The sequence below is a fragment of the Streptomyces sp. NPDC048696 genome (genome assembly GCF_043198895.1).
GTDB lineage: Bacteria > Actinomycetota > Actinomycetes > Streptomycetales > Streptomycetaceae > Streptomyces.
Genome location: NZ_JBICVJ010000003.1, coordinates 595,089 through 617,938, shown reverse-complemented (window position 1 = coordinate 617,938; position 22,850 = coordinate 595,089). Strand labels below are relative to the sequence as shown.

General features: G+C 71.3%; 17 protein-coding genes, 2 tRNA genes and 1 other RNA gene. 11 read left to right on the top strand and 9 right to left on the bottom strand.

From position 1 onward, the window contains the following. The 3 genes from ACGFRG_RS09110 (at position 1) to ACGFRG_RS09100 (ending at position 2,179) form a co-directional block, all read left to right on the top strand. Complete coding sequence (locus tag ACGFRG_RS09110; RefSeq protein WP_393262686.1) at positions 1 to 1,254, top strand: sensor histidine kinase; 1,254 nt, start codon at positions 1 to 3, stop codon at positions 1,252 to 1,254. A gap of 227 nt (positions 1,255 to 1,481) precedes the next feature. Next, the gene (locus tag ACGFRG_RS09105; protein ID WP_361431576.1) at positions 1,482 to 2,084 is read left to right on the top strand and encodes a response regulator transcription factor; all 603 of its coding nucleotides are present in this window, start codon (positions 1,482 to 1,484) and stop codon (positions 2,082 to 2,084) included. 22 nt (positions 2,085 to 2,106) lie between these two features. Continuing rightward, positions 2,107 to 2,179: transfer RNA gene (locus tag ACGFRG_RS09100), tRNA-Gly, on the top strand. A 51-nt stretch (positions 2,180 to 2,230) separates the two neighbouring features. Here the strand turns inward: ACGFRG_RS09100 and ACGFRG_RS09095 are convergent. The 6 genes from ACGFRG_RS09095 to ffs form a co-directional block, all read right to left on the bottom strand. Continuing rightward, complete coding sequence (locus ACGFRG_RS09095; protein WP_361431553.1) at positions 2,231 to 3,142, bottom strand: phosphoribosylaminoimidazolesuccinocarboxamide synthase; 912 nt, start codon at positions 3,140 to 3,142, stop codon at positions 2,231 to 2,233. A gap of 116 nt (positions 3,143 to 3,258) precedes the next feature. Next, complete coding sequence (locus ACGFRG_RS09090) at positions 3,259 to 4,722, bottom strand: N,N-dimethylformamidase beta subunit family domain-containing protein (protein WP_361431551.1); 1,464 nt, start codon at positions 4,720 to 4,722, stop codon at positions 3,259 to 3,261. 420 nt (positions 4,723 to 5,142) lie between these two features. Beyond that, positions 5,143 to 6,816: a hypothetical protein gene (locus ACGFRG_RS09085; protein ID WP_393262682.1), complete on the bottom strand. Its 1,674-nt coding sequence runs from the start codon at positions 6,814 to 6,816 to the stop codon at positions 5,143 to 5,145. Positions 6,817 to 7,101: 285 nt separating this feature from the next. Beyond that, positions 7,102 to 8,358, bottom strand: a complete 1,257-nt coding sequence (purD, locus tag ACGFRG_RS09080) for a phosphoribosylamine--glycine ligase (RefSeq protein WP_393262680.1) — start codon at positions 8,356 to 8,358, stop codon at positions 7,102 to 7,104. 61 nt (positions 8,359 to 8,419) lie between these two features. Continuing rightward, positions 8,420 to 10,780, bottom strand: coding sequence for a DNA polymerase III subunit gamma and tau (locus ACGFRG_RS09075; protein ID WP_393262677.1), 2,361 nt, complete (start codon positions 10,778 to 10,780; stop codon positions 8,420 to 8,422). A 210-nt stretch (positions 10,781 to 10,990) separates the two neighbouring features. After that, positions 10,991 to 11,089: signal recognition particle sRNA small type (ffs, locus tag ACGFRG_RS09070), an RNA gene on the bottom strand. Positions 11,090 to 11,160: 71 nt separating this feature from the next. Here ffs and ACGFRG_RS09065 point away from each other — a divergent pair. After that, positions 11,161 to 11,248 (top strand) — tRNA-Ser (locus tag ACGFRG_RS09065). A 338-nt stretch (positions 11,249 to 11,586) separates the two neighbouring features. Here ACGFRG_RS09065 and ACGFRG_RS09060 read toward each other — a convergent pair. Continuing rightward, the gene (locus tag ACGFRG_RS09060; RefSeq protein ID WP_393262675.1) at positions 11,587 to 12,306 is read right to left on the bottom strand and encodes a hypothetical protein; all 720 of its coding nucleotides are present in this window, start codon (positions 12,304 to 12,306) and stop codon (positions 11,587 to 11,589) included. A gap of 340 nt (positions 12,307 to 12,646) precedes the next feature. Between ACGFRG_RS09060 and ACGFRG_RS09055 the strand changes: the two genes are divergently transcribed. The 4 genes from ACGFRG_RS09055 to ACGFRG_RS09040 all read left to right on the top strand — a co-directional run bounded on the left by ACGFRG_RS09055 (position 12,647) and on the right by ACGFRG_RS09040 (position 15,405). Continuing rightward, positions 12,647 to 12,940 (top strand): CopG family transcriptional regulator, encoded by a 294-nt coding sequence (locus ACGFRG_RS09055; protein ID WP_361431574.1) that lies wholly within the window; start codon positions 12,647 to 12,649, stop codon positions 12,938 to 12,940. Next, positions 12,937 to 13,362, top strand: a complete 426-nt coding sequence (locus ACGFRG_RS09050; RefSeq protein ID WP_361431540.1) for a PIN domain-containing protein — start codon at positions 12,937 to 12,939, stop codon at positions 13,360 to 13,362. The genes ACGFRG_RS09055 and ACGFRG_RS09050 overlap by 4 nt, the downstream gene beginning before the upstream one ends. A gap of 208 nt (positions 13,363 to 13,570) precedes the next feature. Beyond that, on the top strand, positions 13,571 to 14,560 hold the full coding sequence (locus tag ACGFRG_RS09045; protein WP_361431538.1) for an ATP-binding cassette domain-containing protein: 990 nt from the start codon (positions 13,571 to 13,573) through the stop codon (positions 14,558 to 14,560). Beyond that, positions 14,557 to 15,405 (top strand): ABC transporter permease, encoded by an 849-nt coding sequence (locus tag ACGFRG_RS09040; RefSeq protein ID WP_361431536.1) that lies wholly within the window; start codon positions 14,557 to 14,559, stop codon positions 15,403 to 15,405. The genes ACGFRG_RS09045 and ACGFRG_RS09040 overlap by 4 nt, the downstream gene beginning before the upstream one ends. Positions 15,406 to 15,426: 21 nt before the next feature. On the opposite strand, the gene ACGFRG_RS09035 is transcribed toward ACGFRG_RS09040, so the two are convergent. Together ACGFRG_RS09035 and ACGFRG_RS09030 are read right to left on the bottom strand one after the other, a co-directional pair. Beyond that, positions 15,427 to 18,603, bottom strand: a complete 3,177-nt coding sequence (locus ACGFRG_RS09035; RefSeq protein ID WP_393262671.1) for a BTAD domain-containing putative transcriptional regulator — start codon at positions 18,601 to 18,603, stop codon at positions 15,427 to 15,429. A 114-nt stretch (positions 18,604 to 18,717) separates the two neighbouring features. After that, positions 18,718 to 18,933, bottom strand: coding sequence for a hypothetical protein (locus tag ACGFRG_RS09030; protein WP_393262668.1), 216 nt, complete (start codon positions 18,931 to 18,933; stop codon positions 18,718 to 18,720). Between the two features lie 149 nt (positions 18,934 to 19,082). On the opposite strand from ACGFRG_RS09030, the gene ACGFRG_RS09025 reads away from it, so the two are divergent. The 3 genes from ACGFRG_RS09025 (at position 19,083) to ACGFRG_RS09015 (ending at position 22,675) form a co-directional block, all read left to right on the top strand. Continuing rightward, on the top strand, positions 19,083 to 20,177 hold the full coding sequence (locus tag ACGFRG_RS09025; protein WP_393262665.1) for a DUF1152 domain-containing protein: 1,095 nt from the start codon (positions 19,083 to 19,085) through the stop codon (positions 20,175 to 20,177). A gap of 106 nt (positions 20,178 to 20,283) precedes the next feature. Next, on the top strand, positions 20,284 to 21,429 hold the full coding sequence (locus ACGFRG_RS09020) for a hypothetical protein (protein WP_393262662.1): 1,146 nt from the start codon (positions 20,284 to 20,286) through the stop codon (positions 21,427 to 21,429). Between the two features lie 457 nt (positions 21,430 to 21,886). Then, entirely contained in the window at positions 21,887 to 22,675 is a 789-nt protein-coding gene (locus tag ACGFRG_RS09015) for a hypothetical protein (protein ID WP_393262659.1), read from the top strand. The last annotated feature ends 175 nt before the right edge of the window (positions 22,676 to 22,850 follow it).

Sequence of the window (22,850 nt, the reverse complement as noted above, 5' to 3'; positions counted from 1 at the left end):
GTGCTCGGTCGGATACGCCGCATGCGCGGCTGGCGGCGGCGCTGGCGGGCGCGCAGCAGGCTCCAGAAGATGGACCTCTATTCGCGCGGCACGCTCAAGGTGATGCTCTGGTTCTTCCTGCTCACCTGGAGCGTGCTGCCGATCGTCGCGGCCGGCCCCCAGGACCCGGGCGTCAGCGCCCTGAGCCTGGCGCTGCTCGCGGTGAACATCGCGCAGTGCGTCCTCGGCTGCCGCCGGATCGACCCGGCCTACGACCACTACCTCGGCCACGCCGTCTTCCCCCGGCGGCGTCTGGTGGCCCCGGTCGCGCTGCTCGCCGTCGCCACCGCGCTGGTCGCGGCGCTCGCCGTCGTGGACGCCAGGAGCGTGTTCCCGCTGCTGCAGATGAACCTGCCGATCGCGGTGATGGTCCCGTACACGCTGATCGTGCCGATCCGTACGTTCCTGCTGCACTGCCTGGCGTACGCGGCGCTCACGACCGGGGTGTTCGCGGTGGCGGGGGTGCGGGGCGGCCAGCTCCTCGCGCCCGCGCCGATCCTGCTGGCGGTGGGCGCCATGATGCTGCCGACGGTGCGGCCCGGCGCCTGGGGGCTGCGCAACATGTGGCAGGCCGAGGAGGCCAAGGACGTACAGGCGCGGCTCGCCGTCGCCGAGGAACGGCTGCGCTTCGGCCGGGACATGCACGACGTGCTCGGCCGCAACCTCGCGGTCATCGCCCTGAAGAGCGAGCTGGCCGTGGAACTGGCCGAGCGCGGGCGCCCGGAGGCGGTGGCCCAGATGGTCGAGGTGCAGCGCATCGCGCGCGAATCGCAGCGGGAGGTACGGGAGTTGGTACGCGGCTACCGCGAGGCGGACCTCGCGGTCGAACTCGACGGCGCCCGTGGCGTGTTGGAGGCCGCCGGGATCGACTGCACGGTCTCGGGCCCGGCCGACGGCCTGCCCGCCGGGGTGCAGTCGGCGCTCGGCTGGGTGGTGCGCGAGGCGACCACGAATGTGCTGCGGCACGGCAACGCGCGCTCCTGCGCGATCCGGCTCGCGGCCGCCGACGCTGTGGTCACACTCGTCGTCGAGAACGACGGCGTCCCCGACCACGCCCCCGCCGCCCCCGGCTCGGGCCTCGCGGGCCTGCGCGAACGGCTCGCCCCGATGGGCGGCACGCTGGAGACGGCCCGCCCGGGCGACCGCTTCCGGCTGACGGTGACGGTACCGCTGCGGCGTCCTGCGGAGCTGGGCGAGGAGGTGGCTGCCGTATGAACGGGTTCGAGGGCGGAGTCGGGGACGGGGCTGGATCTGGGGCTGGGGTCGGACCCGAGATCGGAGCTGGGCCCGAGGGCGGGGGCGGGGTCGGACCACGGGGCGGGGCCGGGGCCGAAGCCCGGGCCCGGGCCGGAGCCGGAGCCCGGGCCGGAGCCGGGTCCGAGGTCGAGGTCGAGGTCGGGGTCGAGGCGGGGGCCGGGTTCGGGGCCGGGGCCGCGCGGCCCGTGCGGGTGCTGCTCGCCGATGACGAGCATCTGATCCGGGGGGCGCTCGCCGCGCTGCTCGGGCTTGAGGACGATCTCACCGTCGTCGCCGAGGCCGCGTCCGGGCCCGAGGCGCTGGCGATGGCGCGGGCGCACCGGCCCGATGTCGCCGTCCTCGATCTGCAGATGCCGGGCGCCGACGGTGTGAGTGTCGCCACATCCCTGCGGGCCGAACTCCCCGGCTGCCGCACCATGATCGTGACGAGCCACGGCCGGCCCGGCCACCTCAAGCGGGCGCTCGCGGCCGGGGTGCGCGGCTTCGTACCGAAGACGGTGAGCGCACGGAAACTCGCGGAGATCATCCGGTCCGTACACGCCGGAAACCGTTATGTGGACCCGGAATTGGCCGCCGACGCGATCTCCGCCGGGGACTCCCCGCTGACCGTCCGCGAGGCGGAAGTGCTTGAGCTCGCGGCCGACGGAGCGCCGGTCGCGGAGATCGCCGAGCGGGCCGGACTCTCCCAGGGGACCGTCCGGAACTACCTCTCCTCGGCGGCCTCGAAGCTGGGTGCCGAGAACCGTCACACGGCGGTGCGTCTCGCCCGCCGCCGGGGTTGGGTATAGTTAGCTGCGCGCTACGGCGCATGCGGACGTGGCTCAGTTGGTAGAGCATCACCTTGCCAAGGTGAGGGTCGCGAGTTCGAATCTCGTCGTCCGCTCAGCGAAAGAAGCCCCCGGTCGGATCTCCGACCGGGGGCTTCTTCGTGCGCTCAGCTCCAGCTGGTGCCGGTCAGCTGCTCGTACGCCTCGATGTACTTGGCCCGGGTCGCGGCCACGACCTCCTGCGGGAGCGGGGGCGGCGGCTGCTCGCTGTGGCGGTCCCAGCCGGACTCGGCGGAGGTGAGCCAGTCGCGGACGTACTGCTTGTCGTACGACGGCTGCGCGCGGCCCGGCTCCCAGGTCTCGGCGGGCCAGAATCGGGAGGAGTCGGGGGTGAGGACCTCGTCGGCCAGCACCAGCCGCTCCTCGCCGTCGACGGTCTCGAAGCCGAACTCGAACTTCGTGTCCGCGAGGATGATCCCCCGGTCGCGGGCGATGTCCCGGGCGCGGCCGTAGACGGCGAGCGTCGTCTGGCGCAGCAGGGCGGCGGTCTCCGCACCGACCTGGCGGGCGACTTCCTCGTACGGGACGTTCTCGTCGTGGTCGCCGACGGCGGCCTTGGTGGCGGGCGTGAAGATCGGCGCGGGCAGCTCGGAGCCGTTGCTCAGCCCCTCGGGCAGCGCGAGCCCGCAGACCGTGCGCGAGTCGTTGTACTCAAGGAGCCCGGAGCCGGTGAGGTAGCCGCGCGCCACACACTCGACCGGGACCATCCGCAGCGACTTGCAGACCAGGGTGCGCCCGGCCCAGTCGGCGGGGGCGCCCTCGGGCAGCTCGGTGGAGACGACGTGGTGCGGAACGATGTCCGCGAGCAGATCGAACCACCAGAGCGAGAGCTGGGTGAGCACCCGGCCCTTGTCCGGGATCTCGGTGGGGAGCACCCAGTCGTACGCGGACATACGGTCGCTGGCGACCATGATCAGGTCGCCGGACTCGTTCTGATAGAGGTCCCGCACCTTGCCCGTGTGGAGGTGGGTCAGGCCCGGGACCTGAATCGGCTCGGGCTTTTCTACAAATCCGGACACGGTTCCTCCGCGTAGATTGATCCAGGAGCGCTTCCGATTCTCTCGCACGCGACGAGTACCCGGCGACGCAGGTCAGCCCCGGGCCCGGACCCTGGTCGTGCCCGTGCGCTCCTGGATCAGTCCCGCTTGCAGATCCGGTCCAGCAGGTTGGCGGTGGCGCGCTGGATACGGGCGTCGGTGTGGCCGGGGCGGTCGAGGGCCGGGGACCAGGCGAAGGTGCCGGAGGCGAAGACGAGGGCGCCGGAGGGTGCGCGGTAGAGCGAGGTCTCCTGGTGCCGGGTCGCGCCCTCGCTGTCGCGGTACGGGGAGTGGGCGAGCAGGATGCGGTCCTGGTGCTCGGGCAGCGCGGTGCGCGGGTAGTACCGGTCGGCCTCGCCCGCCACGAGTCCGGGGATCTCGTCGCCCTCGTTGGCGCCGGTGGCCTCCCAGAGCCAGTGCTCGGCGTTCCGCACGACCAGCGGGGACGGCTCGGGGACGCGGCCCGCGTACTGGATACCGAGCAACTGCTGCTCGGGACGGGCGACTTCACGCCACAGCGCGGGCTTTCCCGGGCCGCGCCGCTTGCGGCAGGTGAGCAGCCGGTCCGGGACTCCGGAGGGCGAGGGCGCGAGATCGACCTGCCAGTACAGGGTGTTGGCGGACAGGAAGACGAGCGAGGTGCCGCTCTCGCGGGCGAGCTCGACGGTGCGGCGCATGGGCGCCGACCAGTACTCGTCATGGCCGGGGAAGACCAGGCCCCGGTAGCGGGTCGGATCGATACGCCCGGCGTGCAGATCGCGGGTGTCGGCGTACGCGAGGTCGTATCCGTACCGCTCGGCCCAGCGGATGAAGTCGTACGCGTGCCCCACGTGCAGAGGCAGTCCCGCGCCCGCGTACGGCCGGTCGAAGGAGACGGTGATGGCCGCGTCCTCCTCACCGAGCAGCCGCCCGTGCTGGTCCCACGCGTGGTAGAGCGAGGCGCCGGTGCGGCCGTCCTCCGGGAAGAGGTTGTAGGCCTGCCAGGTGATGTCGGGCAGCAGGAGCAGCAGATCGGCCGGATGGCTGTCCCGCACGGTGAACGGGATGTGCGAGCGGTATCCGTCGAGGGTGGTCAGGACGGCCACGTAGGCGCCGATGGAGGCGTACGAGGGCACCTGGTAGCGCCAGGAGAGCCACCAGTGGTGGCAGGAGACGGTCCGGTCGGCGGCGAGGGGGGCGGGCTGCACGATCCCGGCGAGCCGGGGGGAGGTGGCGGTCTTGGCCGCGCCGTCCCCCCCGTAGTGCCCGATCCGGTAGATGTCCACCGAGAACTGCTGCGGCGGGTCGACGGTGATGTGGAAGTCGATGGCCTCGCCGGGCGCGACGGCGCCGGTGGAGGCGAACCCCTTGATCTGCTGCCGGACGTCGTCGGCGGTACGGGGCCCGGGGGCGCCGGCCGCGCCGGGCCGGACGGTCTCGACGTACCAGGGCACGACGTGGCCGGTGTCGTCGAAGTAGTGCTCCCCGCCGCGCAGCCACGGCAGCGGGCCCTGCCCGAAGGGATCCGAGACGGCGTGCGCGAGGGCCCCCGACTCCCACCGCCGAATCTGCTCCGCCCCCATGCCACTCCCCTCCTTCTCCCCCGAGACCACATCGCTCCCACGGATACGCCATATGGCGCCCGCCCGTTCAGCGACCGGTCTCCAGCACATCACATAACGCACGCACTCCGTCACCGTTCGTCGCGAATTGATGTGAACGGAACGGTTGGTTCCGGTACGGGTGTTCCGGTACGGGGTGGGGGGCTGCCGCGTGTTGTTGTTCGTCTGCGGGTGGGTGGGTGGCTGCTCGCGCAGTTCCCCGCGCCCCTGAAGGAGGGCCCGAAGGGCCCATCCAAGGGGCGCGGGGCTGTGACATTTGCGGCTCCGCCGCGTGGGCGCGAGCAACCCAGCACGGTCCGCAGGCGAGAACGGGGTACTGGGGCGGAGCTCCGTAGCGGGGTGCAGGGGGCGGAGCCCCCTGGAAGGGGTGCGCAGCCGCCGTCACACCAGCCGTACCGGCTTCTCCGGCCGTACCCCCACCCCCACCAACCACCGCCGCAGGGGCTCCACATCGCCCTCCTCCAGCAGTGTCAGAACCCGCGAGGACAGATCGCCCCGGCGCTCCCCGTCCACCAGCAGCGCCGGCCCGTCCAGCCAGTCGAGCCCCGGCGCCGCCCCGGCCGTGTCGACCGCCGCGCAGCACACCATCGCCGTGACGTGGTCGGCCAGCAGCTCGCGCCCGGTCCGCGGCGGCTGGAGCGGGAACAGCGGGACGCAGTCGCCCCACACCTCCGCCGTCGGCCGAGGCGGCGAGGACGCCTCCTCGACGGCCACCTCCGCCGCGATCCCCGCCGCCAGCGCCTCCCCGTCCTGCCCGGCCAGATGCTCCATCACCCGCGCCAGCGTCGGCGCGACCGGCTCACCGCCCCGCGCCCCGGCCCCGTCCGGCTCGTCCATCCCGTCGAGCACGCGGTGCAGCCGGGACGCCTCCGCGCGCCACTTCCGGTCGACGACTTCCTCGGGATAGTGCTGCCAGTCCACCGGCGACCAGTCGGGCCCGGGCTCGGCCGGACCGCCGTGGAACAGCCGGGCGGCAAGCAGCGAGGCCGCCTCGTCGGCAGCGCCCGGCTCCTCCAGGAGATCGCACGCGGGCCGCTCCCCCAACCGGGACGCGAACCCCTCGGCCAGCCGGTCGCGCCGGGACAGCTCGGTCAGCGCCGACACCACCCCCGCGTCGAGCCGGGACGGCCACCGCCCCATCCGCCAGGCGGGCAGCGCCACCCGGGTGAGCAGCCGGTCCCAGCCCGCGTAGGCGAGCCCGACCTGCTCCTGGGCGACGATCCGCAGCCCGTAGTCGACGGTCTGGGCCCGCTCGGACGCGGCGGCCGCGACCCCGCGCTCCATCTCGGCGGCATGTGTCCGGCAGCCGCGCAGCAGCAGCCGGGCGATCGGCCCGACGAACCCGAGCAGCACCCGCCGCACCCGCCCGACGCCGGACCCGCTGGTCACCGCTACGGCGGCGTCCAGACCCCGGACGAACCGGCGGGCCGAGGCTATGTCGGGGTGCGCGGACGGTCCCGTACCGGCCACGACGGGGGCGAGGATGGCCCGCAGCTCGCCGACCCGCATCCACCACAGGAACGGCGACCCGATGACGAGGACCGGCGCTTCGTCGCCGCGGCGCCGCACGCCCGGTGTGCGGACACCGCCACGTATACCGAGGGCTCCCCGGGCGCCGGGTCCGCGTCGTAGCGAATGCGCCGGATGCGTACGGTCCTCCAGCCAGCTGTCGCAGTCCGGGGTGAGGGCTATGGCGGAGGGCGCGGGCACGTCGAGCCGGTCGGCCAGGTCCCGCACCAGCCGGTACAGATCGGGCGCGGAGGACTCGGCGAGGTCGACCGTGGGAGAGAGCGCGGGTCTCGCCCGTACGATCACGGCCGCGACCGCGGCGGCGGCCAGCAGCACGGCGAGCGCCGCACCCGTCACCGCCCAGCGCGCCGCGTCCCAGCCCCCGCCGCCGATCCGGCCCTGCGCGTCCGCGACGAGCAGTACGACGGCGACCGCCGCCGGAAGCAGAGCGACGGCCAGCGCCCGGCTGCGCACCCGCAGCACGGCCAGCGCCCGCGAGCGCGCCGACCGCGCGCCCGCCTCACCACCCATCCCGGAACCGGACACGGCCGGACGTCACCCCCTCTGCACTGCGTCGGCGTTGCTCACTCCCCCACTGTGGCACCCCCCACTGACATCGCAATGCCGGTGACCCAAGTGCCGGACCGCTCCCGCCGCACCCTAGTTGCGCCCCCGCCACGCGTCATCCGGATGGCTCAGCCGTCACTCGATGGAATGGCTTTGGGGTGTGGTTGGCGGCGCGTTCCGGCACCGGATCCGCAGACGAGAAGGTCCGGGGCGCGGCCCCCGCAGAGAGCCGCGCCCCGGACCAGGGCATCGGGAATCAGGGCATCAGCCCTGCGCGTCCGCCGCCTTCAGCGCGATGTCGCCGCGGTGCTGCGACCCGTCGAGCCGGATGCGCGCGACCGCCGCATACGCACGCTCCCGGGCCTGCGCCAAGTCCGCCCCGGTCGCAGTGACCGAAAGAACCCGTCCGCCCGCGCTCACGACCGCGTCGCCCTCGCGCAGGGTCCCCGCGTGCAGGACGTACGCGTGCGGCGCGTCCAGGGCCGCGACCTGGTCCAGGCCCTCGATCGGGTCGCCGGTCCGGGGCGTGCCGGGGTAGTTGTGCGACGCCACGACGACCGTGACCGCCGCGTCGTCCCGCCAGCTGAGCGGCGGCTCGCAATCCAGCGTTCCGTTCGCCGAGTTGAGCAGCACGCGCGCGAGGGGCGTCTTCAGCCGGGCCAGCACGACCTGCGTCTCGGGGTCGCCGAAGCGCGCGTTGAACTCGATGACCCGCACCCCGCGCGAGGTGATCGCGAGCCCCGCGTACAGCAGGCCGGAGAACGGCGTGCCCCGGTGGCGCAGTTCGTCGACGGTCGGCTGGAGCACGCTCGCCATGACCTCGTCGACGAGCTTGGGGTCGGCCCACGGCAGCGGCGAATACGCGCCCATGCCACCGGTGTTGGGGCCCTCGTCGCCGTCGAGCGCGCGCTTGAAGTCCTGCGCGGGCTGCAGCGGGAGCACGGTCACGCCGTCCGTGATCGCGAACAGCGAGACCTCGGGACCGTCGAGGAACTCCTCGATGACGACCCGGTCGCAGGCGAGCGCGTGCGCGCGGGCCACCTCGACGTCCTCGGTGACGACGACGCCCTTGCCGGCCGCGAGGCCGTCGTCCTTGACGACGTACGGCGCGCCGAACGCGTCCAGCGCCTCGTCGATCTCGGCCGGGGTCGTACAGACGTAGCTGCGGGCGGTCGGCACACCGGCGGCGGCCATCACGTCCTTGGCGAACGCCTTGGAGCCTTCGAGCCGCGCGGCCTCGCCGGAGGGGCCGAAGCAGGGGATACCCACGGCCCGTACGGCGTCGGCGACCCCGGCGACCAGCGGCGCCTCGGGCCCGACGACGACCAGGTCGGCCGCGAGGCCGGTGGCGAGCCGGGCGACGGCCTCGCCGTCCAGCTGGTCCACGGGGTGGAGCTCGGCGACCTCCGCGATCCCGGCGTTGCCGGGGGCGCAGTACAGCGCCGTCACGTCGGGGTCGAGGGACAGGGAACGGCACAGGGCGTGCTCGCGGGCGCCGCCGCCGATGACAAGGACCTTCACGGCAGCCAGCCTATCTGGAGTGGCGGATTCTCCCTCGTACGGGTCACCGAACCGCGCACCGCTACTCGTTTGTATATTCCTCCACCACCGTCGCACCGAGCTCGCGCACGATCAGGTCGTGGCCGGAGAGCGCGTTGTCGACGAGGTCCGGGTCGTCGTCCTCCGGAATGTCGTCCTCCGGCCGCACCGGGGGCGGTGCGTCGTGCGTGACGGGGGCGGGCTGCGAGGGCTGGTTCCGTACGGGCGCGGATGCCTGCGGCTGCTGCTGTACGGGGGTGGGGGCGGCCTGGGTGGACGGCTGGGGGGCAGCCTGGGCCGAGGGGCGGGCGGCCGCGTTGGCGTAGCCGCCGGGGGCGCCGCCGGTGCCGCCGCCGAAGTTGCCGGGGGCGCTGGTGCCGCCTCCGTAGCCGCCGGGAGCGGCGGGGCCGCCGAAGCCGCCGGATCCACTGGCGCCGCCGGACCCGCCGGGCCCGCCGCCGAAGTTGCCCGCGGCGGCCGGGGGCTGGGAGCCGCCCGACGGGTCGATGATCGCCTCGACCTTCCACTGCACGCCGAACCGCTCGCCGAGCACGCCGCGCAGCACTTCCTCGCTGCCGCTGCTCGCGAAGTTGTCACGGGCGCCCGCGTTGATGAACCCGAGCTGCAACGTGGTGCCGTCGAATCCGGCCACCTGCGCGTTCTGACTCAGCAGGATCCAGGTGAAGCGCCGCTTGTTCTTCACGGCCTCCAGGATGTCCGGCCACATGTTGCGTACGTGGACGGCGCTGCCCGGGGACGCCCCACCGGCGGCCGGGGCGGGCGCGGCGGCGGGGACCGGCTGCTCGGGCGCCGCGGGCTGCCCCGGGGTGGAGGCGGAGGGCCAGGCACCGGCGGAGGGGGCGGGGGCGGGGGCGGCCGACGATCCGGGCCAGGCGCCCGGGCGCTGGGCGCCACCCTGGCCGGGTGCGGCGGCACCGGGCCAGGCACCCGGGGCGGGGGCCTGCGGGGCGGGCTCCTGGGGCGGGGCGACGGGGGCGGCGGGGACCGTCTGCGCGACCGGGGCCGGGGTCGGGGCCGGGGCCGGGGCGGCGGGGGCCTGAGCGGCCGGGGCAGGCGCGCCACCGCGAGCGGCGGCCCGAGCGGCTTCGGCGCCACCGGGGCCGACCTGCCCGCCCTGCATGCCCTGCCCCTGCCCGACGGCGGGCGCGGGCGGCATGGGCGGATGGGCGTCCGCCCCCGGCACGTACCCCATCGCGGGTCCGGCGGCGGCGGGCGCCTGGAAGTTGGCACCGCGCTCCAGCCGGTCGAGCCGGGCCTGGAGCGAGCGCTCGTCGTCGTACGCGGCCGGAAGCAGCACGCGCGCGCAGATCAGCTCCAGCTGGAGCCGGGGCGAGGTGGCGCCGCGCATCTCGGTCAGCCCCGTATTGACGAGATCGGCGGCCCGGCTGAGCTCGGCGGCGCCGAACACCGAGGCCTGCGCCTGCATGCGCTCGACGACGTCGGCGGGCGCGTCGATGAGGCCCTTCTCGCCCGCGTCCGGGACGGCGGCGAGGATCACGAGGTCGCGCAGCCGCTCCAGCAGGTCGGCGACGAACCGCCGGGGGTCGTTGCCGCCCTCGATGACCCGGTCCACGACCTCGAAGGCGGCGGCGCCGTCCCCGGAGGCGAAGGCGTCCACCACGGAGTCGAGAAGTGACCCGTCCGTGTAGCCGAGGAGGGAGGTGGCCATGGCGTACGTCACACCGTCGTCGGCGGCACCGGCGAGCAACTGGTCCATGACGGACATGGAGTCACGCACGGACCCGGCGCCGGCGCGCACGACCAGCGGCAGCACGCCGTCCTCGATCGGGGCGCCCTCGCGCGCGCAGACCTCACCCAGGTACTCCCGCAGGGTGCCGGGCGGCACGAGCCGGAAGGGATAGTGATGGGTCCGCGACCGAATGGTCCCGATGACCTTCTCGGGCTCGGTGGTGGCGAAGATGAACTTCAGATGCTCCGGCGGCTCCTCGACGACCTTCAGCAGAGCGTTGAACCCCGCCGAGGTGACCATGTGGGCCTCGTCGATGATGTAGATCTTGTAGCGGCTGCTCGCGGGCCCGAAGAAGGCCTTCTCGCGCAGCTCACGGGCGTCGTCCACACCACCGTGCGAGGCCGCGTCGATCTCGATGACGTCGATGGACCCCGGCCCGTTGCGCGCGAGGTCCCGGCAGGACTGGCACTCCCCGCACGGCGTCGGCGTCGGCCCCTGCTCACAGTTCAGGCACCGGGCGAGGATGCGCGCGCTGGTCGTCTTTCCACATCCGCGCGGCCCGCTGAACAGGTACGCGTGATTGACCCGGTTGTTCCGCAGCGCCTGCTGCAGCGGGTCGGTGACATGCTCCTGCCCGATGACCTCGGCGAAGGACTCCGGGCGGTAGCGGCGGTAGAGCGCAAGGGACGACACACCTACGAGGTTATCGGGACCCACCGACAACCGGCCCCGCCCAGCCACCGGGCCCACCCGGGGAACCCACCCCGGCGCCCCCGGCCGCGACCGCTCAGCCCCAGCGGCCCGCCGCGCAAAGCCTGGCCGGGCCTATGGGCAGGCCCCGCCCCGTGGGCAGGCCCCGCCGCGAAATCCGGCTCAAGGCCGAGCACCGGCCCCCAGCCCGCAAACGCAAGCGCCCCCCACGCACCCGCCAGAGCCGACCTACCCTTGCTGCCTTCCGGCCCTGGGGGAGTTCAGTCAGATAGCGCCACGTGAGGGGCTCCGCACAGGGTACCCGATCCCGGCGGGGTGAACGAGTTCGCGAGCACCCCTCAGCGTCTTGTATTGTTTGCGGCGGAGGATTCGCCTAGTGGCCTAGGGCGCACGCTTGGAAAGCGTGTTGGGGGCAACCCCTCACGAGTTCGAATCTCGTATCCTCCGCCAGTGCCTCACCGGGCACGATGTCGATGGGCCCCACCGTTCGCGGTGGGGCCCATCGACGTTTTCCGGCTCAACCGGTGGACGTCAGTCCCATCGCTTCGCGAACTCGGCTCCGGCCAGCAGGTCCTCGATGTGCACGCGGGGATCGTCGAGCCCCATGGACTCCATTACGTCCGCGACGGATGCCACGTACCTCCCTTTCAGCTTCGTGACGCGACAGGGGAAGCGGTCCGCCCGCACCAGCCCGGACGCCTTCGAGGCGTCAAGGCCGAGAAGGTCGGCGACCTTGTGCAACGGCAGAGGCCCGGAACACCACTGCGACAACCGCCTCGCGCTTGAGCTCACTCGATTCCCTCCCGCGGTCCGTCGACTTCGCCGCACGCGGCCTCGACCGCATCATCCGAAGCCGAGGCAAGAACCTCGTCCAGGATTCCGAGGTGCTGCAATGTCGCACCCACGCGTTCACCACTGATGCGCTCCCGCAGTGCCGAGTCGATCTCGCCGACCACTTCGATGTCCGACTCGTCCCGGACGGGCGAGTACTCGTCGTCATAGCGGCCCCCGCAGCCCACGAGGATGTGCGGATCCATCGCGCGCTCCGCCGGATCGCCCCGCTCGACCGCCCAGCCGGCGTCATGGGCGGCGCGGACGATCTCGTCCCGGACATCGTCGCCATCGTCAGCCAGAGCCAGGCCGCGCAGTGCGCCCAACACCATCGCGGACCTCACATCCGTCACGTCGACGTAGAGGGTCCTCGACACCTTCGCGGCCGACTTCCGCAGGTAGGGGGCGACGAAGAACAACGCGAGCAACTGACCCCGCTGGGCCAGGTTCGGCACGTCGCTGCGGGCGTGGCGACCCACGGAACACCACAGGGCGTCCCGCAGGGCGATGTCTTCGGCATCGCGCGCCGCTGCTTCCTTCGCCTCCGAGAGCGTCAGGTGCTCACTCGCGGTACATCTCTCCTCTGCCGTATGCGGACAGACCAGCTGCCCGCGGAGCAGCTGCGTGACTTGCAGCTCGATCGATCTGAAGACGTCTGCCGAGGGCAGCATGGACACGGGCGCCTCCTGTTGTTCGCTCAACGGCAGGAGACTCACCCCGACGCGACACAGTTATCCCAAATAGGCACTTATTTGCCATTACAGGTGAATTACCCCGGACAACCGAATGGGGGCGGCTCGCCCCACCTGGTCGCGCGAAGACCTGACCGGTCACGCTCCACGCAGTGGCCGACCCGGGCCGCGCCAGAACGTTTCCGTGGCGCTGGGGCGGTGTACCCGCGAGGCGGTCAATACCGCGCCAGGGCCGCACACTCGGGTTGACCGTCGCGTCCACGACATCCGCCCGATCGAGGCAATCATCGATAAGGCTGCCTACACGAAGAGTATGGTCGCTTGTATGGCGACAAAAAAGGTGACCGTTACGGTTCCCGAGGATCTTCTCGACGAGATCCGCGCGGAGGCGGCGGAGCGAGGCCTGTCGGCGTACATCACCGAGGCATTGCGCTTCAAGCGCGACCGTGACCGGCTGCTTGAGCTGGTCGACTGGTTGCAGGAGGAACACGGCCCGGTGACCGAGGCCGAACGTGCGGCAGCGTTCGAGGAGTTGGACGAGCTCGACGCCGAGCACGAGCGCCGCCACACTGCTGGAAAGCGCGACGCCGGAAAGCACGATGCCGGAGAGGCCGCGTGAAGAAACAGGCCGGTGAACACGGGCAGCGGCCACTGCGCGTCTTCGTACTCGACTGCGAAGCCCTGTCCCTGGCCGTTCGCGGCGACCGGAAGATGATCGCCTGGCTCGACCTCGCTGCCCGGGGTGAGGCCGAGGTGGTCACGTCCCCCATGACGCTGGTCGAGGCCTACGACGGCAGAACCACCGAGCAGCGCTGGGACTGGGTGCTCTCCCGGCTCAAGGTCGCCGACATCGGGAAGGACGAGGCCCGCCAGGCACGTCGGCTCCTGGCCGAAGCCAAGCTGCACGGCCACAAGTACGCGATCGACGCGGTACTCGCGGTCATCGCGCGCCAGCAGAAGGGGCAGGTCACCGTCTTCACCTCCGACGTGGACGACCTGGAGAAGCTGGTCCCGGAAACGATCGTCGTCAAGAAGGTGTGACCCGGCGCTTCCCGGTCGGCACGGACCGAGCCACCACCCCCGTCACCCCCTGACACCCACCCCCACCCCCACCCCCTGTCAGCACCCCGACAGGACCTGTCAGCACCCCCGACACCCCCTGTCAGCGCCCTACCCACCCCCTGTCAGCACCCCCCGGCATCGTCTTGCTCATCGAGAACGGCGAGTGGGTTCGAAGGGGAGAGAGCACATGGCGTACGCCATCCGGGCCGAGGGTCTGGTCAAGCGGTATGGGGACTTCGTCGCGCTGGACGGGGTCGACCTGGAGGTGCCGGCCGGGAAGGTGATCGGGGTGCTCGGGCCGAACGGGGCCGGGAAGACCACCACCGTACGGATTCTGTCGACGCTGATGCGGCCCGACGCCGGGCGGGCCACCGTCGGGGGGCACGATGTGGTGCGCGACCCGGTGCGGGTGCGCCAGCTCATCGGGCTCACCGGGCAGTACGCCTCGGTCGACGAGGCGCTGTCCGGGACCGAGAACCTGGTGCTCATCGGGCGGCTGCTCGACCTGTCGAAGCGGGACGCCAAGGCGCGGGCCGACGAGCTGCTGGAGCAGTTCTCGCTCACCGAGGCCGCGAGCCGGCCGATCAGCACCTTCTCGGGCGGTATGCGCCGCCGCCTCGACCTCGCGGCCAGCCTGGTCGGCCGGCCGCAGGTGATCTATCTGGACGAGCCGACCACCGGCCTCGACCCGCATGCCCGTAACGAGGTGTGGGATGTCGTGCGGGAGCTGGTCGCCGACGGGTCCACCGTGCTGCTCACCACGCAGTACCTGGAAGAGGCCGACCAACTCGCCGACTCCATCACCGTGTTCGACCGCGGCCGGGTGGTCGCCGAGGGCTCTCCCGGTGAGCTGAAGCGGCGGGTCGGCGGGCAGATCATGCAGGTGCGCCCGACGCTGTCCACCGACGTGGACGCGGTGGCCCGGATCCTCACCGAACTCACCGGCGCCGACCCCGCCCGGGAGCAGCACACCAGTGTGCTCACCGTCCCGGCCGACAACCCGCTCCTCGTGTCCGCCCTGGCCCGGCGCCTCGACACCGCCGGTATCAGCGCCGACGAGATGGGCCTGCGGCTGCCCAGTCTCGACGAGGTCTTTCTCGCTCTCACCGGCCGCAACAGTGCCACCGAAGACGACAAGAACAGCGACGACAACCTTTCCGAGAGGAACGCGGCATGAGCGCCCCCACCATCAACCCCGCCCACGCCCCGGCCGCCCCCGGCGGCACGCACGCCGCCGCGCCGCCGCTCCGCCTCGGGTTCGCCCGTACCCTGCGGCACAGCCTCGCGCTCGCCGGGCGCAGCATCACCAAGTTCGCCAAGTCCCCGGCCCAGCTGACCGATGTCGTGCTCACGCCGGTCATCTCGCTGCTGATGTTCGTCTATCTCTTCGGTGGCGCCATCGGCGGCGGTGACACCCACGCCTACGTCCAGCTGATCGCCCCGGGCGTCATGGTGATGACCGTCTTCCAGGCCAGCATCGGCATCGGCACCTCGCTGAACGCCGACGCGAGCACCGGGATGTTCGACCGGTTCCGTTCCATGCCGATCGCCCGCTCCAGCCCGCTGATCGGCGCCGTCCTGGCCGACGTCGTCCGTTACGTGGTGTGCCTCGCCACCCTGCTGGCCGTCGCCCTGATCATGGGCTACCGGATCACCACCGACCCGCTCTCCGCGCTGGCCGCGTTCGGCCTGCTGATCGGCTTCGGGCTCAGCTTCTCCTGGCTGTCGGTCTACGTCGGCATGCTGGCCAAGACCCCCGGCTCGGTGTACGGCCTGATGACCGTCCTGATCCTGCCGCTGACCTTCGCCAGCAACGTCTTCGTGAAGCCCGCGACCATGTCGGGGTGGCTGCGGGCCTGGTCGGACGTCAACCCGGTCAGCCTGATGGCCGACACCACCCGCGCCCTGCTCAACGGCGGCGACGTCGCGGGCCCGCTGCTCGGCAGCCTCGGCTGGATGGCCGGTCTGATCGCGGTCTTCTTCCCGCTGGCGATGCGGGCCTATCGCAAGAACGCGGGCTGAGCCACCTCACGTACGACCTGCCTACGACGCCACCGGCTGGCCGACCTCCTCGGCCAGCCGGTTCAGCGCGTCCCGCCTCGGCATTCCCGCGCCCTCGCCGTACGCCGCCCGGTAGCCCGCCTCGCCGAGGCGCCCCACCAGCCGGTCGACCAGCTCGCGCAGCTCCGGCTCGCCCTCGTCGAAGGCACCCCGGATGACCTGGCTCATGCCCAGCGCGGTGGCCGCGCCCACCGGGTCGTCCTCCAGGGCGAGCAGCCCGCCCAGCAGCTCCGCGACCCAGGCGAGGCCCGCCCCGGCGCCCTGCGCGAACAGCGCGGCGGCGGCCCGGGGCAGCAGCTCGCGGGCCTGGGCCGCCGCGCCCTCGGCGAGCCGGTTCTCCATCCGGGTGCTCACGATCAGGTCCTCGGCGACCTCGACCGGGATCGCCCGCCGCCGCACCAGGTCCTCCAGCTGGTCGAGGACCGCGTTGGCCTGTACGAGGTCGCCCGCGCGGCGGTGCAGATTGGCGAGGCCCACCAGGATGTTGGCCTCAAGGCGCCGGTGGCTGCGCTCCTTGGCCTGCCGCAGCGCGGACTCCAGGTCGCGCCGGGCGCCGTCCAGGTCGCCGCTGCGCCGCCGCTCCCGCGCCAGCCTCGCCTTGCTGAGATAGAGGAAGTCCTCGGTGCCGAGCTCGGAGCTGAGCGCGACGGCCCGCTCGAACGTGGCGACGGCGGCGGCGTGTTCGCCCCGCAGCGAGTGGTCCCGGCCGACCGGCATCAGGCTCAGCACCAGACCCCAGCGGTCACCCACCGCCTCGAACCAGCGCAGCGCCTCAAGGCGCGAGGGCTCTCCCGTCCGCAGGTCGCCCTGCTCGGTGAGGACGAAGTCGTACGCGAGGTGGGCGCTGGCCCGCACCCACGGATCCGGCGAGTCCAGCGACCGCCGCAGACTCGCACCCGCGTCACCCGCGGACTCCACCTCACCCTCCGGGAAGGCGAGTTGGGAGACACGAAGAAGCATCCCCGCCGGATGGAACTCCCGGGCCCCGGCGGAGACCACCGCGTCCGCCCCGCCCCTCCGCGCCCGCGCCCCCGGCCCCGCGTCGCCGAGCCCCCGCACCTCGGCCAGAGCCGTCTCCAGCTGGGTGTTCATGCCCCGGACCCCCCAGTACCAGAACATCGCCTCCACGAAACGGGAGGCCACCACCGCGTCCCCGGCGGCCACGGCCGTCCGCAGCGCGTGGACCAGGTTGGCGTGTTCGGCGTCGAAGACCGCGATCGCGTCCAGCTGTTCTCCCGTACGCAGCCGGGGCTCGTGCTCCTGCGCCAGGGCGAGGAAATACGCCGAGAAGGGCGCGCGGATGTCGTCGCCGGACGCGGTCAGCCGGGTGGCGGCGTAGGCGCGTACGGTCTCCAGCATCCGGTAGCGCGGCTCACCGGCGTCCGATTCATGGGCGGTGACCAGGGACTTCTCGATCAGCGAGTCGAGTACGTACAGGACGTCGTCGGGCGCCGGCGCGGCGCCGTCCGCGCACACCGCCTCCAGGGCGGCGAGCGTCGCGCCGCCGGGGAACGCCGACAGGCGGCGGGCGAGGACGCGTTCGGGCTCGTCGAGCAGGTCCCAGCTCCACTCGACCACCGCGAGCAGCGTGCGCTGGCGCGGCAGTGCGGTCCGGCTGCCCGAGGTGAGCAGCCGGAAACGGTCGTCGAGGCGGCGGGCGATCTGGTCCACGCCCATCGAGCGCAGCTTGGCGGCGGCCAGCTCCAGGGCGAGCGGCAACCCGTCCAGGCGTCGGCAGATCTCCACCACGGCGCCCACGGTGGAGTCGTCGAGCGCGAAGCCGGGCCGGACGCCGGCGGCCCGCTCGACGAAGAGCCGCACCGCGTCCGCCCGGGCCGCGACGGACGGCTCCGGCGTTCCGGTGGGCAGGTCGAGCGGGCCGAGGTGGCAGAGCACTTCGCCGGTGATGGCGAGGGGTTCGCGGCTGCTGGTCAGAATCGTCAACCTCGGCAGCCGCTCAAGGAGTTGATCGGCGAGTTCGGCGGCCGCCTCGACGAGGTGTTCGCAGTTGTCGAGGACGAGGACGGCGTCGCCGATGTCCAGGAGCTCGGCCATCCGGTCGACCGCAGCGGTCTTCGGCGCGGCCGTCTGCCCGGCGTCGTACAGGCCGCCGTCGGTGGAGCCGATCGCGCCGAGTACGGCGTCGGCCAGCTGGTCGGCCGCCCCCACCGCGCCCAGCGGCACGAACCACACCCGGCCGCGCCCATGGGCCGGGTGCCGGGTGACCGCCTCCAGGGACAGCCTGGTCTTGCCCGCGCCGCCGGGGCCGACGATGGTGACGAGCCGGGAGGCGGTGAGCAGCCCGTCGAGCTGCGCGAGCTCGGCCTTGCGGCCGACGAAGCTGGTCAGCCGGGCGGGAAGCCGGTTCGCGGAGCTGGTGGAGCTCGCCGAGGGCCGCTCCAACTCCCCGCGGAGCAAGGTGAGATGGATCTCCTGGAGCTCGGCGGAGGGATCGACCCCGAGCTCGTCGCTCAGCCGCTGACGTATCTCCTCGTACGTGGCGAGGGCGTCCGACTGCCGTCCCGCCGCCCACAGCGCCCGCATCCGCAGCTCGGCGAGGCGTTCGCTGAGCGGGCGGGCGGCGGCGGCCGCGCCCAGGTCGGCCAGGGCCTCGGCATGGCGCCCGAGGCGCAGCTCGGCGTCGAACCGGTCCTCGACGGCGGTGGACCGCACCTCCTCCAGACGCGCGGCGGCGGCCCCGGCGAACGGCGCCTCCAGCACGTCCGCCAGCGCCGGGCCCTGCCACAGCGCCAGGGCCGCGCCGAGCGAGGAGGCCGCCTCGCCGAACCGCCCGGCGGCGAGCTCGCGCCGTCCCCGCGCGGCCAGTTCCTCGAAGCGAAACGCGTCGACGTCCTCGGGCCACACGGCGAGCCGGTACCCCCCGGCCGTGGACTCCAGCGCTCCGGTCCCCCGCAGCGCCTTGCGCAGCCGCGACACCAGGGCCTGCAACGCCCCCACGGCGTCGGCGGGCGGCTCCTCCCCCCACAGCCCGTCGACCAGCGCGTCGACGGACACGGCCCGCCCGGCGTCGAGCGCGAGCCGGGCCAGCAGCATCCGGAGCCGGACACCGCCGACGGGGACGGCCGCGGCGTGATCGTCGTACGCGCCCGAGGTGTCATCGCCGTACACCTGAACCGAACCGAGCAGAACTACCCGCACCGCATGTCCCCCATTGCCACCGGCCCCACGGCCCCGGTCAGCCGGTTTGCGCCCGGGTCCGGCACAGTTCTATCAAGGGTTCCTGGGGGACAGCGGTTTGTCGGTCGGGGGGCCTCACGGGCTGCCGGACCGCGAGACGCTGTCCGCGAGTTGGCCCATGACGTGCTGGACACCCTGCCCGAAGCCGGTCGGGGCGACCAGCACGCCGAACGCCAGCACGATGGCCACGGTCAGCCACTGATCGGACCGGCTCCGAGCCTGTACGCGTCTGCGCACGCGTACGAAGATGATGACGGCCAGCAGGACCGCCACATTGATCGACAGAATCACTTGGCCGGTCCTCCCGTCGGGCGGGACGTCCTACACCTTCGTTTTCCTGGATAGTCCGAGCCGGACGACGCCGCAGCCCGGATACCGGGGGTTGGCGACATAGCTCTCATCTGAGGCTTGATTGCCGAGGTCCCCGTACGCTGAATCGCATGACGAGGTTGATCGTCGCAGCGGGAGGAGGCGGCGACGCGGTCGCCGCCGCGATGCTTGATGTCGCCCTGTACGGGGGTGAGGACCGGGCGGTGATCCTCACGTACGCGTGGGACCGCCTGCTCATTGACCCCGTTCCGGGTCCCCGAGGAGCCGCCCACTTCACCGGACTCGAACCTCTCACTCCCGCCGTCCGGGCGGTGCCGGCCGAGGCCCGGCCGATTCCTCCCGCAGGCTCCACGCTCCCCCGGCTCGCGAAAGAGCTCCCGCACACGTTCGCCCTGATCGACCCGTATCACGGAGCCAAGGGCATCACCCGCCAGCTCGAAGAGCTCGTCCGGCACTTGGAGCCGGACTCGATCGACCTTCTGGACGTGGGCGGGGACATCCTCGCCCGGGGTGACGAGTCAACGCTCAAGAGTCCGCTCGCCGACGCCCTCACGCTGGCCGCCTGCTGGCAGGTGAACGCACCCGTTCGACTGCTGGTCGCGGGCCCTGGCCTGGACGGCGAGCTCCCGCCCGACGATCTGCGCGGCAGCCTCGGCGCGTTGGTCCACACCCTCACGGCGCCGGACGTTGTCCCGATCGGCTCGGTCCTGGAATGGCATCCCTCCGAGGCCACCGGGATGCTCGCGGCGACAGCCCGGGGCGCACGCGGAATCTGCGAGGTACGGGACACCGGGCTCCCCGTGCCCCTCACGGACGAAGGCCCGACGGTCCACGAAGTCGACCTGGACGAAGCGGTGAGCCGCAACCAGTTGGCCCGTGCCGTCATGACGACGACCGCCCTGGACGAAGCCGAGGCTCACAGCCGCGAGATCTGCGGCCGATCGGAGATCGACTACGAGCGCGCAAAGGCGGCGCTGCTCAGAAACCAGCCGCCTGCGCAACTCGATCCCGCCATCGCGCTGTCCCAACTCCATGAGTTCGAGGCAGAGGCCCGAAGCCGCGGAGTAACGCACACGACGTTCCGCCGCCTCACGGAGGCGCTGCACCTCAACGGCTCGCAACGGGAAGCCCTGCGCCAACTCCTCATCGGCCGTCGGCCGGAGCAGTACGCGGCTCCGCTGTGGCGCACCTTCGCCGACGCCTGAGCATCAACGCTCTGCGAGTCAAAGCCGCTCGTACCTTCCTCACGCCGCCGAACCCAAATCCGCAGAGCTAGCCCCACGCCTCTAGATCCGAAAGTACACTGCCTGGATGAATCCCCAGGCCCACATCGAACTAATCACTGTGCCGCAGGATTTCACTCGTCTATGCAACGCTGTGCTCCAAGCCGAACATGGGGCAGATTTCCTGCCGATCGACGATGACCGGGCCGACCGAGGAAACGACGGGTATCTCAAGTCCGAGAAGCGGATGTTTGCAGCACACTGCTTCAAGAGGATTCAAAACCAACGCGTCGACCAGGAGATTCGCTCAAAAATGATGAGCGACCTGCGAAAAGCAATCATACTGAAGTCAACGGGCGCATGGGAAATCACTGCCTGGACTTTCTTGTCGAACTATCCGATCCCAGAACACATCGCCGCCCAAGTGGTCGCCATCGGTAAGGGATCCGGCATTGATGTCAGCTGGAGCGGGCCCGGCTACTTCGCGGAGGTTCTACAGCGTTTCAGGAGTGTCCGAGAAATGTTCCCGAACCTCATGGGAAACGATATACTCGATCAACTTGACTCAATATCAAAGAAGTTGAACTCGCTGTCCGAAGCGGAGCCCATCGTGAACTGGGCTCCTCGAACTCGCGATGAACAAAGGGCTCTGGTCTCGCAGCGCCCCCACGCATGGGAGTACTTGCTCTTTGCCGGGGTCTTACTTCAAGGGAAGGCACACCTCGAATCAAAGTGGCGCGACTACCTGCTGGGAAATGGCTGCCGAACAGGGCGCTACCTGGACGAGCGATCCGCGCGCACCCACCTGAAAGGCATTTGGTCAGATGTCGAATCGACTGCGGACAGCCTCATGTCGGTCTTCGATGAACGGGTGCAGCTAATGGCTTTCGGGGCTCCTGGATCACCGGGAAATCCTGAGCTCATCGAACATTTCGCTGATCGCATCGTGAGAAGCTACGAGGATCTCCTCGATTGGGCGGCGGAGATTCGAGGAACAGTTGTTCCGGAGAGAATGAGCAGAGCATTCGAAGCGGCTGCCCTGGTAGCAGCTCAACCGGCCGCTGATATTCGGAGATTCATTGATCTGACTGTCGAGTCGATCGATGGGATACCCGCAAGGCTGGCCCAGCCAAACCCTCAGCCAATCGCCCTCACTCTGACGTTGACATTGACTGTGAACGACGCAGCCATCGCCGCATTCATCAAGGAAGCAAAGCGCGTTCGTTGGCGCTAGCGGATTCCGCCTGAACCCTTGGGGGGTTTGGAGCCTCTAGGGCGCCAACAGCGTGATTCACCTGATCAGCGTGCCCGACGAGGTACCTCTCGTGGCCCTGCTCGAAGCGAATGTGCCCGCCCCGCACCCCACTGGTGGCGGCGCGGCGCAGGGGAGTCGAGCGGGTGCGGCTGGTCGGCAGCAACCGTGTGGTCGGCTTCTACCAACCCCGTCGGGACATCTCGGCGCTCCACACGATCGGGTGCGCTCAGACGATCTCTCGCTCAGCCTGTTCTTGATCTGCCTGCGCATCGGCGGCAGAGGCCCAGCCCTGTCCCCACAGGATTTCGCGGCCCGATGCGAGTCGAGAGCAGCCCGTTGGGAGTTCATGAAGGAGCACCAAGCCCCCGAAAGCACCATCCCTGGGACGCCGAGCGCTCTACCCTAGCCGTGCATACGACTGGCTGGGGGGGGACCTATGCCGAGCAGACCGCCAGAAGGACCGCTGCACCTCGACGAGGATCTGATCCGGTTCCACAACGGGGACACGCTCGACAACATTCCGGTCGTACGGAACCCTCGCCCCCGGCGATTCACCGGCAAGGACATCGCCCTCGCCGGAATCATCGTGCTCGTGGGCGCGGCCTCCGGGGCGCTTCTGGCCCTCCACCCCTCTGGCAGGTCGAGCGACGGGGCACCTGGTGATCAGCGCCCTGAGACCAGCCTGAAGTCATCCGCAGCAGCGAAGGACGATCCGAAGCCGGGCACCCATGTGGCCTCCGTGCCCCCAACCGCACGGACTACCTGCGTGACTGTCACGTACAAGACTCCTGCGGGTCCCAGGGATTGCAAATCCACCGACGACATCTGCAAGGCCGGCGCCCCTTGGTACACGAGCGCCATCGACTCCCTGTGCGGGGCACCCGTGGCGATTCAAACCGTACGACTCCTCGCCCAACCTACGACGGGTGGCGACCCCGGCTCCTCGTTCTGCATCGCTTGGACGGGCAGCCGCGACGGTGTCGGTCGCGACGGAGTCCTCTTGATGAACGCCTCTGGCTACGAGTGTGGCGCAGATGTCGTTGATCCCCAGACTGGCCTTGCGTTCAATCCAGCAGGGTCAACGCGGTTCTCCAACACCCCCCAGAGCTGCGCCGACACTTATCCCCTGACTCGCCTCACCTATCCGGCCGTCCTCGACTACAGCAGGCTCACACCGGACGAACCAGCCATGTTCGTCTGCCTCACCGAACATGCCGGTGCGTGAAAAGACCAAGAGCTTCTCGGCTTCCACCGCGTACCTCCCGCTTGCACTCGACGCATTCGGTCAACGCTGCAGCAAGTTGTACTGGCGGACTGTGCCATGCAGTACCGCGCGCAGGGGGCACTGACGTACGAAGAACGCGAACAGCCAGAGCGTTCGGGTGGCGTGCTGCGGGAAC

Bases quoted from the DNA above. Each gene is read 5' to 3' on its own strand.
- ACGFRG_RS09090 (WP_361431551.1), bottom strand. From the start codon at position 4,722: ATGGGGGCGGAGCAGATTCGGCGGTGGGAGTCGGGGGCCCTCGCGCAC.
- ACGFRG_RS09055 (WP_361431574.1), top strand. From the start codon at position 12,647: ATGGCGACAAAAAAGGTGACCGTTACGGTTCCCGAGGATCTTCTCGAC.
- ACGFRG_RS09045 (WP_361431538.1), top strand. From the start codon at position 13,571: ATGGCGTACGCCATCCGGGCCGAGGGTCTGGTCAAGCGGTATGGGGAC.
- ACGFRG_RS09040 (WP_361431536.1), top strand. From the start codon at position 14,557: ATGAGCGCCCCCACCATCAACCCCGCCCACGCCCCGGCCGCCCCCGGC.
- ACGFRG_RS09025 (WP_393262665.1), top strand. From the start codon at position 19,083: ATGACGAGGTTGATCGTCGCAGCGGGAGGAGGCGGCGACGCGGTCGCC.
- ACGFRG_RS09020 (WP_393262662.1), top strand. From the start codon at position 20,284: ATGAATCCCCAGGCCCACATCGAACTAATCACTGTGCCGCAGGATTTC.
- ACGFRG_RS09015 (WP_393262659.1), top strand. From the start codon at position 21,887: ATGCCGAGCAGACCGCCAGAAGGACCGCTGCACCTCGACGAGGATCTG.